Below are 15,038 nucleotides of genomic sequence, written 5' to 3' on the forward strand. Positions count from 1 at the left end.
TCACCCGCCGACACGCCGCAAGCCGACCCACGGGCGTCGCCGGATCCGGGCGAGCCGAGTAGATCTTGGTAGGAACAGGCCCCTGGAGGGGCCGTTTCTCACCAAGATCTCAGGCGCTCGCCTGGCGCCCACCGCCCGAGACCACGGAGCCCGCCGGCGGGTGCCGGCGGGCTCCTGGTGATGCGGTGGCAGCACCGTCAGGTGCCACCGGAAGGCGCGGAGAGGATCAGGCGGAGAGCTTGCGCGCCAGGTTCTCGTCGAGCGCGTTCATGAACTCGTCGGTGGTCAGCCACGGGGCGTCCCGCGAGATGAGCAGCGAGAGGTCCTTGGTCATCTGGCCGCCCTCGACGGTGTCGACGATGACCTGCTCCAGGGTGTTGGCGAACTCGGTGACCGCCGGGGTGCCGTCCAGCTTGCCCCGGTGCGCCAGGCCCCGCGTCCAGGCGTAGATCGACGCGATCGGGTTGGTCGAGGTCTTCTCGCCCTTCTGCCACTGCCGGTAGTGCCGGGTGACCGTGCCGTGCGCGGCCTCGGCCTCGACCGTACGGCCGTCCGGGGAGAGCAGCACCGAGGTCATCAGGCCCAGCGAGCCGAAGCCCTGCGCGACGGTGTCGGACTGCACGTCACCGTCGTAGTTCTTGCAGGCCCAGACGTAGCCGCCCTCCCACTTGAGCGCGGCGGCGACCATGTCGTCGATGAGCCGGTGCTCGTAGGTGAGACCGGCGGCGTCGAACTCGGCCTTGAACTCGGCCTCGAACACCTCGGCGAAGATGTCCTTGAACCGACCGTCGTACGCCTTGAGGATGGTGTTCTTCGTCGACATGTAGACCGGGTAGTTGCGGTCCAGGCCGTAGCGGAACGAGGCGCGGGCGAAGTCCCGGATCGACTCGTCGTAGTTGTACATGCCCATGGCGATGCCGCCGCCGGGGAAGTTGGCGACCTCCATCTCCATCGGCTCGCCGCCGTCGGCCGGGGTGTAGGTGATGGTCACCGTGCCCGGGCCCGGGACGACGAAGTCGGTGGCCTTGTACTGGTCACCGTGGGCGTGCCGGCCGATGATGATCGGCTTGGTCCAGCCGGGGACCAGCCGCGGCACGTTGGACATGATGATCGGCTCGCGGAAGACTACGCCGCCGAGGATGTTGCGGATCGTGCCGTTCGGCGACCGCCACATCTTCTTCAGGCCGAACTCCTCCACCCGGGCCTCGTCCGGGGTGATGGTCGCGCACTTGACGCCGACGCCGTGCTCCTTGATGGCGTTGGCGGCATCGACGGTGACCTGGTCGTCGGTCTCGTCGCGGTGCTGGATCGACAGGTCGTAGTAGTGCAGGTCGACGTCGAGGTAGGGCAGGATCAGCTGCTCCCGGATCTGCTTCCAGATGATCCGGGTCATCTCGTCGCCGTCGAGCTCAACGACCGGGTTGTTTACCTTGATCTTCGCCATCGGCCGGCGCTCCTCTCGGGGGACTCGTGCTCAAGCAGTACGAGCGTACTGGAAACTGATCGGCAGTCCCCAGCCGGCCTCGGTCGGGCCGGAACAAACGACGTGCACGGCGCACGGCACCGCTGACATGATCGCCGGATGCCGCTGAGCCGCATCCTCGGGTCTATCACGGTCACCGCGCTCACCGACGGCGAGGGGCCGTTCTTCCAGCCCCGCGCGGAGGCGTTCCCGGACGCCACGCCGGAACACTGGCGCGCGGCCGACCGACGGGACCCGGGCGCGGTGACCGCCGACGGGCGGTGGTGGCTGCCGTTCCGCAGCTTCGCCATCCGCGCCGGCGACGGGCCGGTGACCCTGGTCGACGCCGGGATCGGCCCGGCCGGCTCCCCCGCTGCGAGCTGGGCGCCGGTGCCCGGCCGGCTGCCGGCCGAACTCGCCGCCGCCGGCATCGACCCGGCCGACGTACGCACGGTGGTGCTCACCCACCTGCACAGCGACCACGTCGGCTGGGCGGTCACCGGCTCGCCGGGGACGCCGTACTTCCCGAACGCCGACTACCTGCTCCAGCGGGCCGAGCTGGCCGCCGTCGGGCAGCTCAACCCGGGGCTGTCGGCCGGCCTGGTCGCGCCGTTGCGCGCCGCCGGCCAGCTCCGGGTCGTCGACGGCGAGGAGAGGCTGAATCCGACGGTACGGCTGCTGCCGACGCCGGGGCACACGCCCGGCCACCAGTCGGTGCTGCTGGAGGTGGGCGACGAGCGGCTGCTGCTCACCGGCGACCTGCTGGTGCACGCCGTGCAACTGGTCGAACCCGAGCTGGCGTACGCCCACGAGGAGGACGCCGCGGCGGCGCGTGCCTCGCGGGTGGGCCTGCTGCGCGACCTGGCCGCGCGCGGGCCCGCGGTGCTCGCCACCCCGCACCTGGGCGAGGCGTTCGTGACGCTGTAGGGCGGAACGTCGAGGGGGCACGCCGGCGGACCGGCGTGCCCCCTCGACGGGCGGTGGATCACATGGAGGCGACGTCGCCCTGCTTGGCGCGGACGGCCTCGGCGGCCTCCTTAAGGCTGGCCAGCTCGTCGGCGTCCAGGTCGGTCTCGACGACCCGCTTGACGCCCTCGGCGCCGATCGCGGCCTCGACACCCAGGTAGACGCCGGAGATGCCGTACTCGCCGTCGACCCAGGCGCAGACCGGCATGACCTCGCCCGAGTCCTCCGCGACGGCCTTCGCCATCCGGGCGGCGGCGGCGGACGGCGCGTAGTACGCGGAACCGGTCTTGAGCAGCGCGACCACCTCGGCGCCGCCGTTGCGGGTCTTGACGACCAGCTCCTCGATCTGCTCGGCCGGCATGGCCTCACGCAGCGGCTTGCCGTCGACCGTGCTCTGCGACGGCACCGGCACCATCGTGTCGCCGTGCGAGCCGAGGGTCAGCGTCTTCACCGACTTCACCGGTACGCCCAGCGCCTCGGCCACGAAGTTGGTGAACCGGGCGGTGTCCAGCATGCCGGCCTGGCCGAGCACCCGGTTCTTCGGGAACTGGGTGGCGAGCTGGGCCAGCGCGGTCATCTCGTCGAGCGGGTTGGACACGACGATGACGACGGCGTTCGGGGCGTACTTGGCGACGTTCTCGGAGACCTGGCGGACGATCTTCGCGTTCGTCTCGAGCAGGTCCATGCGGCTCATGCCCGGCTTGCGCGGCAGACCGGCGGTGATCACCACGACGTCCGAGCCCTCGATCGCCTCGTAGCCCTCGCCGTTCGGGCCGGTGGTCGCGCCGACCACCTTGGTCTCGAAGCCCTCGATGGCGCGCGACTGGTTGAGGTCCAGGGCGAGACCTGCGGGCTTGCCCTCCACGATGTCGGTGATCACGACGGTGTCGAAGACGTCGTACTCGGCCAGGCGCTGTGCGGTGGTGGAGCCGTAGAAGCCGGCCCCGACGACAGTGACCTTCTTACCCATGGTCGTCCCACTCCCTGCTACCAGTCGGTTTTCCGGACCGTATCAGTCATCCTGGCACCGAACAGGCCAGGGGCGGCGACCATCGCCGGGATGGGGCGAACGTCACGGCCGTCCCCAAGGTGCAAGGACCCTTCCTCTACCTCAGGCGTCAGGAAGGTGCCCTTCCTGACGTCTCAGTCGCGCTCGGCCCGCTCCACGACGTTGGTCAGCAGCATCGCGCGGGTCATCGGGCCGACGCCGCCCGGCATGGGCACCAGCTTGCCGGCCACCTCCGCCGCGTCAGCCGCGACGTCGCCGGTGTAGCGGCCCTTGCCGTCCGGGCCGATGACCCGGGTGATGCCAACGTCGACCACGACCGCGCCCGGCGTGAGCATGTCGGCGGTGAGCAGGCCCGGCACGCCGGCGGCCACGATGACGATGTCGGCGGCCCGGGTGTGCGAGGCCAGGTCGAGGGTGCCGGTGTGGCAGAGGGTCACCGTGGCGTTCTCGCTGCGCCGGGTGAGCAGCAGACCGAGCGGACGGCCGACGGTGTTGCCGCGACCGACCACGGCGACCTTGGCGCCGCGCAGCGCCACGTCGTGGCGGCGGAGCAGCTCGACGATGCCGCGCGGGGTGCAGGGCAGCGGGCCGTCGTAGCCGAGCACGAGCCGGCCGAGGTTGACCGGGTGCAGGCCGTCGGCGTCCTTGTCGGGGTCGATCAGCTCCAGCACCCGCTGGGTGTCGAGGTGGCCCGGCAGCGGCAGCTGGACGATGTAGCCGTGGCAGGCCGGGTCGGCGTTCAGCTCGGCGAGCACGGCGTCGACCTGCGCCTGGGTCGCGTCGGCCGGCAGTTCGCGGCGGATCGAGGCGACCCCCACCTCGGCGCAGTCGCGGTGCTTGCCGTTGACGTACGCCTGGGAGCCGGGGTCCGCACCCACCAGGACGGTGCCGAGCCCGGGGGTGATGCCGCGTTCCGCCAGTGCCTTGACCCGTGTCCGCAGCTCGTCCTTGATCTCGGCCGCGGTCGCCTTGCCGTCCAGAAGCGTCGCCGTCACGCCCAGATCGTCTCACGGTCGGCGGCCGGCGATCCGACGACCCGCGCCAAGCCCGCGTTGTGACCACTAAGAGTGACGTGCGGTTAATCACTCTGAGTGACGCCCGGGGTCAACGAGCGCCGACTGAACCGGACTCCCCGGCGATCGGGGCGACGGAGGGGCACGGCCGGGCCGGGACGGCGCGAACGGGCGGACCGGGCGCGACGGGCGCCGACCGCGCCAAGAGTCCCCGCTGCCCAGCGCCATCTTCGCGGCGGCACGGCGTTAGCAGATCCGGCCCGCCACGACAAGGCCACGACGGTGACTCCGTTATCGGTTCGTAACCCGCCCGTTGTCGATCGCCGGACGGCGACCTACCGTTGCCCAACGTTGCGCAGCGTAAACCCAGCGCCGGGCCTGACTGCGCAGCGTGAGGAGATGAGGAGGCTACATGCGTGTTCGTAGGCTCGCTGCCTGGACCGCCCTCCCGCTCGCGGTGACCCTGGGCCTGGTGGCCTGCGGCTCGGGCGGCGACGGTGGATCCGGCGAGAGCAACCCCGACGCGGCCGTGCGGATCGAGATCGCCGAGCCGCAGCACCTGGTGCCCACCAACACCAACGAGACGAGCGGCTCGCAGGTGCTCGCCGCCCTGTTCAGCCCGCTTGTCGACTACGACGAGGCCAACAAGCCCCACGAGGTGGCGGCCGAGTCGGTGACGTCCGAGGACAACACGACCTGGACGGTCAAGCTGAAGGACGGCTACACCTTCCACAACGGCGAGAAGGTCACCGCCGACAACTACGTCGACGCCTGGAACTACGGCGCCTACGCCCCGAACGGCCAGAACTCCAGCTACTTCTTCGAGAAGATCGCCGGCTACGAGGACCTGCAGGGCGAGACCCCGAAGGCCAAGACGCTCAGCGGGCTGAAGAAGGTCGACGACCTGACCTTCACCGTCACGCTGTCGGAGCCGTACAGCGAGTTCAAGTCCGTGCTCGGCTACACCGCCTTCTACCCGATGCCGAAGGCCGCGTTCTCCGCGCCCGGCGTGCTGGCCGAGGGCTACGAGCAGGCGCCGGTCGGTCAGGGCCCGTTCAAGATGAAGGGCACCTGGCAGCACGACGCCAAGGTCGAGGTCGAGAAGTACGACGCCTTCCCCGGCGAGAAGCCGAAGGTGGCCGGCGTCGAGTTCCGGATCTACCAGCAGCCGACCGCCGCGTACGCGGACGTGCTCTCGGACAACCTGGACGTCATCAAGACCATCCCGACCGAGAACCTCTCGACGGCCGGCACCGACCTCGGTGACCGGTTCAAGCAGAGCTCCGCCTCGTCGCTCCAGGTGCTGGCCTTCCCCACGTTCCAGGAGGAGTTCAGCAACCCGGACGTGCGCAAGGCCATCTCGATGGCGATCGACCGGGACGAGATCACCAAGTCGATCTTCAAGGACTCGCAGCAGCCGGCCCGCTCGTTCGTCTCGCCGGTCGTCGCGGGCTACCGCGACAGCACCATCGGCGAGGCCGGCGAGTTCGACCCGGCCAAGGCCAAGAGCCTGTACCAGGCCGCGGGCGGCCCGGCGAGGATCGAGCTGTCCTACAACGGCGACGGCGGCCACAAGGACTGGATCGACGCGACCTGCAACCAGCTCAAGACCAACCTGGGCGTGGACTGCGTCGGCACCGCCGAGCCGAAGTTCGCGGACCTGCTGACCAAGGTGAAGGCCAAGCAGCCGGTCGGCCTGTTCCGGATGGGCTGGGTCATGGACTACCCGTCCATGGAGAACTACCTGGGCCCGCTGTACAGCAGCAACGGCTCGTCGAACTACTACGGCTACAGCAACCCCGAGTTCGACAAGCTGCTCGCCGAGGGCGCCAGCGCCGCGAACGAGGACGAGGCGATCAAGAAGTACCAGGCGGCCGAGGACCTGCTGGCGGAGGACCTGCCGGTGATCCCGCTGCGGTACGGCCAGAACAACTTCGGCCACTCCACCAAGGTGACGAACGTGGAGATGGATCTCTTCGACCGGATCGACCTCGTGAAGATCGAGGCCGTCAAGTAACACCACGGCAGTACGGGTCGGGCCATCGGCGGACGGTGGCCCGACCCGCCTTCCTCTTCGCACTTTTTGCGCGAGACTGCCAAGTATGTTCCGCTTCATCCTGCGGCGTCTGCTCCAGATGGTCCTCGCGTTCTTCGGGACCACGCTGATCGTCTACGCGCTGATGTTCGCCGGCCAGGGCGATCCCATCCAGGCGCTCGCCGGTGAGCGCCCGGTCACGGCCGCCCAGCGGGCATACCTGACGGAGAAGTTCCACCTCGACCGGACCGGGGTCGGCGGCTTCTTCTACCGCTACTTCGACTACCTCAAGAACCTGCTCCAGGGTGACCTCGGACAGTCCCTCACCGGACGCTCGATCGGCGACATCCTGGCCGCCGCCTGGCCCGTCACGGTCAAGCTGGCGCTGATCGCCATGGCGGTCACCATCCTCTTCGGGGTCACCGCGGGCGTGCTCGCCGGCATCCGGCGGGCCAGCATCTTCGACAACTCGACCCTGCTGCTGACCCTGCTGGTGCTCGGCATCCCGACGATCGTGCTCGCGCCGCTGGCGCAGTACCTCCTCGGCGTCAGGTGGCAGCTCTTCCCGGCCACCGCCGGCGCCGACCCGGACCTGTACGCGCTCCTGCTGCCGGGCATCGTGCTCGGCTCGCTCTCGCTGGCCACCGCGCTGCGGCTGACCCGGACGTCCGTGGCCGAGAACCTGCGCGCCGACTACGTCCGCACCGCCCGGTCGAAGGGACTCGTGCGGCGGCGGATCGTCAGCGTCCACGTGCTGCGCAACTCGCTCATCCCGGTGGTCACCTTCCTCGGTGTCGAGCTGGGCAACCTGATGAGCGGCGCGATCATCACCGAGGGCGTGTTCAACATCCCCGGCGTCGGCTTCAACCTCTTCCGCGGCATCCGCACCGAGGACGGCCCGCTGGTGGTGGGCATCGTCAGCGTGCTCGTCGTGGTCTACCTCGTCTCCAACCTGGTGGTGGACGTCCTGTACGCCGTACTCGACCCGAGGATCCGCTATGAGTGACTTCGAGACCGTCGCGGCGAGCGAGAACCAGGCCGCACGGCGGGGGCCGTCGGGTGAGCCCGGCGCGCCGAACCAGGTCGGCGTACCGCAGAAGCCCCGCAGCCTGGCCGGCGACGCCTGGCGCGACCTGCGCCGCAAGCCGATCTTCTGGATCAGCCTCGCCCTGGTGGTGCTGGTCGCCGCCATGGCCGCCGTGCCCGGGCTGTTCACCGCGAACGACCCGCGCGACTGCGTGCTGGCCCGTCAGCACGCCGGGCCGTCCGGCGGGGCGATCTTCGGGTACGACTTCCAGGGCTGCGACACGTACGCGAGGGCGGTCTACGGCGCCCGCGCGTCGCTGCTGGTCGGCGCGCTCTCCGCGCTGCTCACCGGCCTGATCGCGCTCGCCGTGGGGATGCTGGCCGGCTACTTCGGCCGCTGGGTCGACGCGGTGCTCTCCCGGGTGATCGACGTCGTCCTCGGCATCCCGCTCCTGCTCGCAGCGATCGTGCTGCTCAAGCGGGTCAACAGCGACAGCTCGGCGGTCCGGGTCGGCGCGGTCATCTTCGTGCTGGCGATCCTCGGCTGGACCACCGCCGCCCGCGTCGTCCGCTCCTCGGTGATCACCGCCAAGGAGCAGGACTACGTCGCGGCGGCCCGGATGCTCGGCGCCGGCGACGGCCGGATCATGCTGCGGCACATCCTGCCGAACGCGCTCGCCCCGGCGATCGTGGTGCTGACGATCGCCCTCGGCTCGTTCATCGCCGCCGAGGCGACGCTGAGCTTCCTCGGCATCGGGCTCAGGGCACCGACCATCTCCTGGGGCATCGACATCGACGCGGGCCGGGTGCACATGCGGGAGTCGGTCACCCCGCTGCTGGTCCCCTCGACGTTCCTGGCGCTGACCGTGCTGGCGTTCATCATGCTCGGCGACGCGATCCGCGACGCCTTCGACCCGAAGTTGAGATGACGAGACCCGTGCGCAGCGAGCCCCGCAGTCGCGAGCGAAAGGCCTGAACCGTGAGCCAGTCCGCCGTCCGACCCACGCCGGCCTCACCGACGCCCGAGGGCGGGCACCTGCTGGACGTACGGGACCTGCACGTCGAGTTCCGCACGGGCGAGGGCGTGGCCAGGGTGATCAACGGGGTCTCGTACCACCTCGATCCCGGCGAGACGCTCGCCGTGCTCGGCGAGTCGGGCTCCGGCAAGTCGGTCACCGCCCAGGCGATCATGGGCATCCTCGACACTCCCCCGGCCGTGATCCGCTCCGGCGAGATCCTCTACCAGGGGCGGGACCTGCTGAAGCTGCCGGAGGAGCAGCGCCGGCAGGTACGCGGCAAGGAGATCGCGATCATCTTCCAGGACGCCCTCTCCGCGCTGAACCCCGTCTTTCCGGTGGGCTGGCAGATCGGCGAGACGCTGCGTCAGCGCGAGGGCATGTCGAAGGCGGACGCCCGTGCCCGGGTCGTCGAGCTGATGGACCTGGTACGGATCCCCGCCGCCACCAGCCGGCTCGGCGACTACCCGCACCAGTTCTCCGGCGGCATGCGGCAGCGCGTCATGATCGCGATGGCGCTGGCCATGAACCCGAAGGTGCTGATCGCCGACGAGCCGACCACGGCCCTGGACGTCACCGTGCAGGCCCAGATCATGGACCTGCTGGCCGACCTGCGCCGCGACCTCGGCACGGCGATGATCCTGATCACGCACGACCTCGGCGTGGTCGCCGGCGTCGCGGACCGGATCGCCGTCATGTACGCCGGCCGGATCGTCGAGCACGCCGACGTCCGCTCGCTGTACCGGGCGCCGGCCCACCCGTACACGAAGGGGTTGCTGGAGTCGATCCCGCGGATGGACGTCCGGGGTCAGGAGCTCTCCACCATCAGGGGGCTGCCGCCGAACCTCATGCGGATCCCGTCCGGCTGCCCGTTCCACCCCCGGTGCCCGTACGTGCAGCAGGTCTGCGTCGACGTGGTGCCGCACGACCTGGTCCTGGGCGACGGCCGGACCAGCGCGTGCCACTTCGCCCAGGAGGTCCGTGATGACAGCGCCCGCTAGCCCGACCAAGGTGCGCGGCGAGACCATCCTCGCCGTCGACAACGTGGTCAAGCACTTCCCGATCCGCCGGGGCGTGCTCTTCCAGCGGCAGGTCGGCGCCGTCAAGGCCGTCGACGGGGTCAGCTTCGAGCTGCGCCGGGGCGAGACCCTCGGGGTGGTCGGCGAGTCCGGCTGCGGCAAGTCGACGCTGGCCCGGCTGCTGATGCGGCTGGAGACGCCGACCGCCGGACGGGCCACCCTGGAGGGCCGGGACCTGTTCTCCGCCTCCGGAGGCGAACTGCGCCGGCTGCGGCGCAACATGCAGATGGTGATGCAGGACCCGTACACCTCGCTGAACCCGCGCATGACGGTCGGCGACATCATCGGCGAGCCGTTCGAGATCCACCCGGACGCCGCGCCGAAGGGCAGCCGGCGGGGCCGGGTGCGGGAGCTGCTCGACGTGGTCGGCCTGAACCCCGAGCACATCAACCGCTACCCGCACCAGTTCTCCGGCGGCCAGCGGCAGCGCATCGGCATCGCCCGCGCGCTCGCCCTGCGGCCCGAGATCATCGTCTGCGACGAGCCGGTCAGCGCCCTGGACGTGTCGATCCAGGCCCAGGTGATCAACCTGCTGGAGAAGCTCCAGGACGAGTTCGGCCTGTCGTACATCTTCATCGCGCACGACCTGTCGGTGGTCCGCCACATCTCGGACCGCGTCGCGGTGATGTACCTCGGCAAGATCGTGGAGATCGGCACCGAGGACGAGATCTACGAGCGGGCCACCCACCCGTACACCCAGGCGCTGCTCTCGGCCGTGCCGGTGCCCGACCCGGAGGCCCGCGACCGGCGCACCATGATCCGGCTCACCGGCGACGTGCCGAGCCCGGCCGATCCGCCGAGCGGCTGCCACTTCCGCACCCGCTGCTGGAAGGCCCAGGAGGTCTGCGCCACCCAGGAGCCCCACACGGTCCTCCGCGCGGCGGACCCCCACCCCTCGGCCTGCCACTTCGCCGAACTCCGCCCCGCCCCCTGACCCACCCCGGGAGGTCAGTGGAAGAAGTGGCGGGTGGAGGTCAGGTACATGGTGACGCCGGCCTGCTTGGCGGCGGCGATGACCTCCTCGTCGCGGATCGAGCCGCCCGGCTGCACGATCGCGCGGACGCCGGCGTCGATGAGGATCTGCGGGCCGTCGGCGAAGGGGAAGAACGCGTCCGAGGCGCAGACCGCACCCCGGGCCCGGTCCGCTCCGGCCCGGCTGACCGCGAGCTGCGCCGAGTCGACCCGGTTGACCTGGCCCATCCCGACGCCGACCGTCGCGCCGTCGGAGGCCAGCAGGATCGCGTTGCTCTTCACCGCGCGCACCGCCCGCCAGGCGAAGGCCAGGTCACGCAGGGTCGCCTCGTCCGCCGGCTCGCCGGTGGCCAGTCGCCAGTTGGCCGGGTCGTCGCCCTCGGCGTCGATCCGGTCGGCCATCTGCACCAGTACGCCGCCGGTGACCTGCCGCCACTCGGCCGGCAGCGGGGCGTAGGCCGGCGCGTGCAGCAGCCGGATGTTCTTCTTCGCCTGGAGGACCTCCACCGCGCCCTCGTCGAAGCCGGGCGCCACCAGCACCTCGGTGAAGATCTCCGACACCTGCCGGGCCAGCTCGACCGAGACCGGCCGGTTGACCGCGATCACCCCGCCGTACGCCGAGACCGGGTCGCAGGCGTGCGCCTTGCGGTGCGCCTCGGCCACGTCGGCGCCGACCGCGATGCCGCACGGGTTGGCGTGCTTGATGATCGCCACCGCCGGCTGGTCGGCGAAGTCGTTGGCCGCCCGCCACGCGGCGTCGGCGTCGACGTAGTTGTTGTAGGACATCTCCTTGCCGTGCAGCTGCTCGGCCTGGGCGAGCCCGGCCGGGCTGGACGGGTCGACGTAGAGCGCGGCCGGCTGGTGCGGGTTCTCGCCGTAGCGCAGCACCGCCTGCCGGCGCAGCGACAGCCCGGCGAAGCCCGGCCAGCCGTCCGCCTCGGGCGCCAGCGTGGTGGCGCACCACTCGGCCACCGCCACGTCGTACTCGGCGATGATGGCGAAGGCACGGGCCGCCAGCACGCGCCGCTGGGCCAGCGTGAAGCCGCCCTCGCCGAGCGCGGCGAACAGGGCCGGGTACGCGGCCGGGTCGGTCACCACGGCGACCGAGGCGTGGTTCTTGGCGGCCGCCCGGACCATCGCCGGACCGCCGATGTCGATCTGCTCGACGCACTCCTCGACGCCCGCGCCGGACGCGACGGTGGCCTGGAACGGGTAGAGGTTGGACACCAGCAGGTCGATACCGGCGATGCCGTGCTCGTCGAGCTGGGCGACGTGGGAGTCCTTGCGCAGGTCGGCGAGGAGGCCGCCGTGCACCTTCGGGTGCAGCGTCTTTACCCGCCCGTCGAGGATCTCCGGGAAGCCCGTCACCGTCTCGACCGGGGTCACCGGCACCCCCGCGCCGGCGATCGCCGAGGCAGTGCTGCCGGTCGAGACGATCTCCACCCCGGCCGTGTGCAGCGCCCGGGCCAGCTCGACCAGGCCGGTCTTGTCGTAGACGCTGACCAGCGCCCGCCTGATCGGGCGGCGTTCGTCCTGAGTGGAACTCACGGGACCGTGACCTTTCTTCCGGTGATCGTCCAACCTTCGCGGACCAGGCGGCCCACCTGCTCGACGAGCTGGCGCCGCTCGGCTTCCTTGATGCGCTCGGTGAGCGTCTCGACGTCGTCGTCGTCGCGCACCGGCACGGCGACCTGCGCGACGATCGGGCCGGTGTCCATGCCCGCGTCGACGAAGAAGAGCGTGGCCCCGGTGACCTTCACGCCGTAGGCGAGGGCGTCGCGCGGGCCGTGGATGCCGGGGAACGCCGGCAGCAGCGTGTTGTGCGTGTTCAGGTAGCGGTCGCCGAAGGCGGCCAGGAAGCGCGGGCCGACCAGCTTGAGGAAGCCCGCGGAGACGACCAGGTCGGGCCGGTGCTCGGCGACGCGGGCGGTCAGCGCGGCGTCCCAGTCCTCGCGGCCGGGGTGGTCGGCGACCCGCTCGACGAAGGTCGGCACACCGGCCGCGGCGGCCCGGTCCAGACCCGCGATGCCGTCCCGGTCGGCGCCGACGGCCACCACCCGGGCCCCGTACGCCGGATCGGCGCTCGCATCGAGCAGGGCCTGGAGGTTGCTCCCGGAGCCGGAGACGAGGACGACGATGCGGGCGACGGGCGCAGGCTCGGTCACCGGGCCACCCTATCGGGCCTGCCGCCGCGTCCATCCGCTGGGCATTGCGACATTCACCGACGACGCGAATGGCCCGGACCAGGTACGCTGCCGGTCGCTCGGGCCCGGCGCGCGTCGGCCCGCACCCGTCAGTGATCCGACGCCCCGCGAGGGTGTCGAGTGGAATGAGGAGTACGCCGAAATGCAGCCCGGATACCAGCCGCAGCAGCCGCAGATCAACAACAACATGACGATGTCGATCGTCGCCATCTTCCTCTTCTGGCCGCTGGCCATCCCGGCGATCATCAACGCCTCCAAGGTGAACCCCCTGCTCCAGCAGGGCGACTACGCCGGGGCCCAGGCCGCCGCCGCCGAGTCGAAGAAGTGGTCCAAGTGGGCCCTCATCGTCGGCATCAGCTGGTACGTGATCGTGCTGGTGTGCTGCCTGCTCGGTGGGCTCGCCGGTGTGGTGGGCGGCGACACCTCCACCAGCAGCTACTGACAGATCGGACGAGGAGTCGCATGCAGCCCGGTTACCCCGGACAGGATCCGTACGGCCAGCAGCCGCACCACGATCCGAACGCGCCGCACCACGACCCGTACGCCCCGCCGCCGGCGGCGCCGTACGGTCAGCAGCCCGTCTCCGGGCAGCCGAACGACCCGTACGCCGCGCCGCAGGATCCGTACGGCCAGCAGGACCCCTACGGCCAGCCGCCGACCTCGGGCCAGCCCTACGGGCAGCCGGCGCCGGGTCAGCCGTACGGGCAGCAGCCGTACCAGGACCCGTACGGCCAGCAGGCGTACTCGCAGCCGCCCATGTACCCCAACGCGGGATTCGCCGCGAAGGGGCCGGGGCAGCAGCAGAACACCCTCGGCCTGGTATCCATGATCCTCGGCATCGCCTCGATCCCGCTGGTCTGCTGCTACCTCGGCATCCCGCTGGGCATCGGTGCGCTGGTGACCGGGTGGATGGGCAAGCAGAAGGCCGCCCAGGGGCTGGCCGACAACAACGGTCAGGCCCTCGCCGGCCTGATCTGCGGCGCCATCGGCGTCGTGCTCGGCCTGCTCCAGATCATCTTCCTGGGCTTCAGTCTGACGCTGCCCAACCAGCCCTGACCGTCATGCGACAGGGGCGTCCCGGCCTGTCCGGGGCGCCCCTTCGGCGTCTCCCGGCCCCTCAGCGGGGCGCGCGGGACAGCACCCGGGTCGCGGCGGCGCCGATCAGCGCCCCGACCGTGACGACCGCGGTCGCCACCGCCGCCACCTGCCAGGCGACGGGCCCCACCTGGACCAGCCGGCCGCCACCGAGCGATCCGGCGGAGGCGGCCGCGGCGGCGCCCAGCAGCAGGCCGGCCACCGGGCCGGCGAGCGCCGCCGCCCCGAGCAGCGGCCCCCAGCGCAGCGGCGCCCGGTCGTCGGCGGCGAGCCGGAGCAGCCGGCGGGCCAGCAGCCAGCCCGCGGCCATCCCGGCGAGGACCGGCACCGCGAGCAGCCCGGCGCCGAGCCCGTCGACCGGCCCGCGCGGCAGCCCGGCCAGCAGCGGTACGGCCGGCAGCGCCCCCACGGAGACCTCGCTGGTGCGTACCGCCGTGTCGGTGCCGACGGCGAAACCCGGGCCGAGCAGGTAGCTGACCGACCAGACCGTGGCGTTGGGCGCGTAGGCGAGGCTGACCAGCGTGATCCCGGCCTGGCCGGCGACCCCGGTGCGGTAGGCCCCGATCAGGTCGGCGGCGTCCCCGCCCCCGGTGGCCACGGCGAGCCCCGCCGCGCCGGCCCCCGCGCCGAACAGCAGCAGCCCGGCGACGAGCCCGGTGCGGATCCCGTCGCGCAGCGCCTCCGGGGACCGCGCGGCGAGCAGGCCGGCCACGCGCGTGGTCCGGGCCGAGCCCACCAGGGCCCCGAGCGTGCCGAGCACCAGGAGGGTCAGCCCGGCGCGCACCGGTGACGCGCCGGCCAGCACCGCGCCGAGCACCCCGAGCAGCGCGTACGCGACGCCGACCGCGCCGGCGGCGAGGAGCGCCTGCCGGAGTGACCGGCCGCCCCGGGCACCGATGGCCCGGCTGGCGTGCACGCCCGCCCGGGTCAGCCGCCAGACGACCAGGGCGGTCAGCGCCAGCGGGGCCAGCCCGAGCGGGCCGGCGGCGGTGTCCAGCGGCACGCCGTGCCCGAGCAGCCAGCCGGCCAGCCCGGCGCGCAGCGCGCCCGGCACGGAGGCGGCACCCTCGCTGAGCTGGAACAGCCAGAGCACGACCACGACCGGCAGCCAGGAGGTGAGCGCCGCCCACCCGGCGGCGACCCCGGCGGCGACGACGAGCG

14 protein-coding genes are annotated in these 15,038 nt (G+C 71.6%); 8 read left to right on the forward strand and 6 right to left on the reverse strand.

The features are described 5' to 3' along the window. Positions 1–226 precede the first annotated feature (226 nt). Positions 227–1,444 carry an NADP-dependent isocitrate dehydrogenase gene (locus AB0B83_RS10000; RefSeq protein WP_132231004.1) on the reverse strand — a complete coding sequence of 406 codons (1,218 nt, stop codon included), beginning with the start codon at positions 1,442–1,444 and terminating at the stop codon, positions 227–229. 138 nt (positions 1,445–1,582) lie between these two features. On the opposite strand from AB0B83_RS10000, the gene AB0B83_RS10005 reads away from it, so the two are divergent. Then, positions 1,583–2,389: an MBL fold metallo-hydrolase gene (locus AB0B83_RS10005; RefSeq protein WP_357577841.1), complete on the forward strand. Its 807-nt coding sequence runs from the start codon at positions 1,583–1,585 to the stop codon at positions 2,387–2,389. Positions 2,390–2,447: 58 nt separating this feature from the next. Here AB0B83_RS10005 and mdh read toward each other — a convergent pair whose 3' ends face one another. Together mdh and AB0B83_RS10015 are read right to left on the reverse strand one after the other, a co-directional pair. Further along, entirely contained in the window at positions 2,448–3,398 is a 951-nt protein-coding gene (gene mdh / locus AB0B83_RS10010; protein ID WP_088998471.1) for a malate dehydrogenase, read from the reverse strand. Between the two features lie 173 nt (positions 3,399–3,571). After that, positions 3,572–4,432: a bifunctional methylenetetrahydrofolate dehydrogenase/methenyltetrahydrofolate cyclohydrolase gene (locus AB0B83_RS10015; protein WP_357577842.1), complete on the reverse strand. Its 861-nt coding sequence runs from the start codon at positions 4,430–4,432 to the stop codon at positions 3,572–3,574. Between the two features lie 430 nt (positions 4,433–4,862). Between AB0B83_RS10015 and AB0B83_RS10020 the strand changes: the two genes are divergently transcribed. The 5 genes from AB0B83_RS10020 to AB0B83_RS10040 all read left to right on the forward strand — a co-directional run bounded on the left by AB0B83_RS10020 (position 4,863) and on the right by AB0B83_RS10040 (position 10,540). Continuing rightward, complete coding sequence (locus tag AB0B83_RS10020) at positions 4,863–6,467, forward strand: ABC transporter substrate-binding protein (RefSeq protein ID WP_357577843.1); 1,605 nt, start codon at positions 4,863–4,865, stop codon at positions 6,465–6,467. A gap of 85 nt (positions 6,468–6,552) precedes the next feature. Further along, complete coding sequence (locus AB0B83_RS10025) at positions 6,553–7,491, forward strand: ABC transporter permease (RefSeq protein ID WP_151456057.1); 939 nt, start codon at positions 6,553–6,555, stop codon at positions 7,489–7,491. Then, positions 7,484–8,440 (forward strand): ABC transporter permease, encoded by a 957-nt coding sequence (locus AB0B83_RS10030; RefSeq protein ID WP_311410739.1) that lies wholly within the window; start codon positions 7,484–7,486, stop codon positions 8,438–8,440. The genes AB0B83_RS10025 and AB0B83_RS10030 overlap by 8 nt, the downstream gene beginning before the upstream one ends. A 50-nt stretch (positions 8,441–8,490) precedes the next feature. Then, positions 8,491–9,528, forward strand: a complete 1,038-nt coding sequence (locus AB0B83_RS10035; protein ID WP_357577844.1) for an ABC transporter ATP-binding protein — start codon at positions 8,491–8,493, stop codon at positions 9,526–9,528. Further along, positions 9,512–10,540, forward strand: coding sequence for a dipeptide ABC transporter ATP-binding protein (locus AB0B83_RS10040; RefSeq protein ID WP_357577845.1), 1,029 nt, complete (start codon positions 9,512–9,514; stop codon positions 10,538–10,540). Before AB0B83_RS10035 ends, AB0B83_RS10040 begins: the two co-directional genes overlap by 17 nt. A 14-nt stretch (positions 10,541–10,554) precedes the next feature. Here AB0B83_RS10040 and purH read toward each other — a convergent pair whose 3' ends face one another. Both purH and purN read right to left on the reverse strand, forming a co-directional pair. Beyond that, complete coding sequence (gene purH / locus AB0B83_RS10045) at positions 10,555–12,126, reverse strand: bifunctional phosphoribosylaminoimidazolecarboxamide formyltransferase/IMP cyclohydrolase (protein ID WP_357577846.1); 1,572 nt, start codon at positions 12,124–12,126, stop codon at positions 10,555–10,557. Continuing rightward, entirely contained in the window at positions 12,123–12,743 is a 621-nt protein-coding gene (gene purN / locus AB0B83_RS10050) for a phosphoribosylglycinamide formyltransferase (protein ID WP_357577847.1), read from the reverse strand. The genes purH and purN overlap by 4 nt, the downstream gene beginning before the upstream one ends. Before the next feature lie 181 nt (positions 12,744–12,924). Here purN and AB0B83_RS10055 point away from each other — a divergent pair, with 181 nt between their 5' ends. After that, a complete protein-coding gene (locus AB0B83_RS10055) occupies positions 12,925–13,224 on the forward strand; it encodes a CD225/dispanin family protein (RefSeq protein ID WP_132230994.1) in 300 nt (99 codons plus the stop codon). Between the two features lie 20 nt (positions 13,225–13,244). Next, positions 13,245–13,838 carry a DUF4190 domain-containing protein gene (locus tag AB0B83_RS10060; RefSeq protein WP_357577848.1) on the forward strand — a complete coding sequence of 198 codons (594 nt, stop codon included), beginning with the start codon at positions 13,245–13,247 and terminating at the stop codon, positions 13,836–13,838. A 61-nt stretch (positions 13,839–13,899) separates the two neighbouring features. On the opposite strand, the gene AB0B83_RS10065 is transcribed toward AB0B83_RS10060, so the two are convergent. Continuing rightward, positions 13,900–15,038 (reverse strand): DUF6350 family protein (locus tag AB0B83_RS10065; RefSeq protein ID WP_357577849.1); only part of this gene is annotated, 1,139 nt, incomplete at its 5' end.

It is taken from the genome of Micromonospora sp. NPDC049060, from assembly GCF_040649055.1.
Taxonomy (GTDB): Bacteria; Actinomycetota; Actinomycetes; order Mycobacteriales; family Micromonosporaceae; genus Micromonospora; species Micromonospora reichwaldensis.

Excerpts from the sequence above, each read along its gene's own strand:
- AB0B83_RS10060 (WP_357577848.1), top strand. The coding sequence starts at position 13,245 with ATGCAGCCCGGTTACCCCGGACAGGATCCGTACGGCCAGCAGCCGCAC.
- AB0B83_RS10030 (WP_311410739.1), top strand. The coding sequence starts at position 7,484 with ATGAGTGACTTCGAGACCGTCGCGGCGAGCGAGAACCAGGCCGCACGG.
- mdh (WP_088998471.1), bottom strand. The coding sequence starts at position 3,398 with ATGGGTAAGAAGGTCACTGTCGTCGGGGCCGGCTTCTACGGCTCCACC.
- AB0B83_RS10000 (WP_132231004.1), bottom strand. The coding sequence starts at position 1,444 with ATGGCGAAGATCAAGGTAAACAACCCGGTCGTTGAGCTCGACGGCGAC.
- AB0B83_RS10040 (WP_357577845.1), top strand. The coding sequence starts at position 9,512 with ATGACAGCGCCCGCTAGCCCGACCAAGGTGCGCGGCGAGACCATCCTC.
- AB0B83_RS10005 (WP_357577841.1), top strand. The coding sequence starts at position 1,583 with ATGCCGCTGAGCCGCATCCTCGGGTCTATCACGGTCACCGCGCTCACC.
- AB0B83_RS10055 (WP_132230994.1), top strand. The coding sequence starts at position 12,925 with ATGCAGCCCGGATACCAGCCGCAGCAGCCGCAGATCAACAACAACATG.
- AB0B83_RS10025 (WP_151456057.1), top strand. The coding sequence starts at position 6,553 with ATGTTCCGCTTCATCCTGCGGCGTCTGCTCCAGATGGTCCTCGCGTTC.
- AB0B83_RS10020 (WP_357577843.1), top strand. The coding sequence starts at position 4,863 with ATGCGTGTTCGTAGGCTCGCTGCCTGGACCGCCCTCCCGCTCGCGGTG.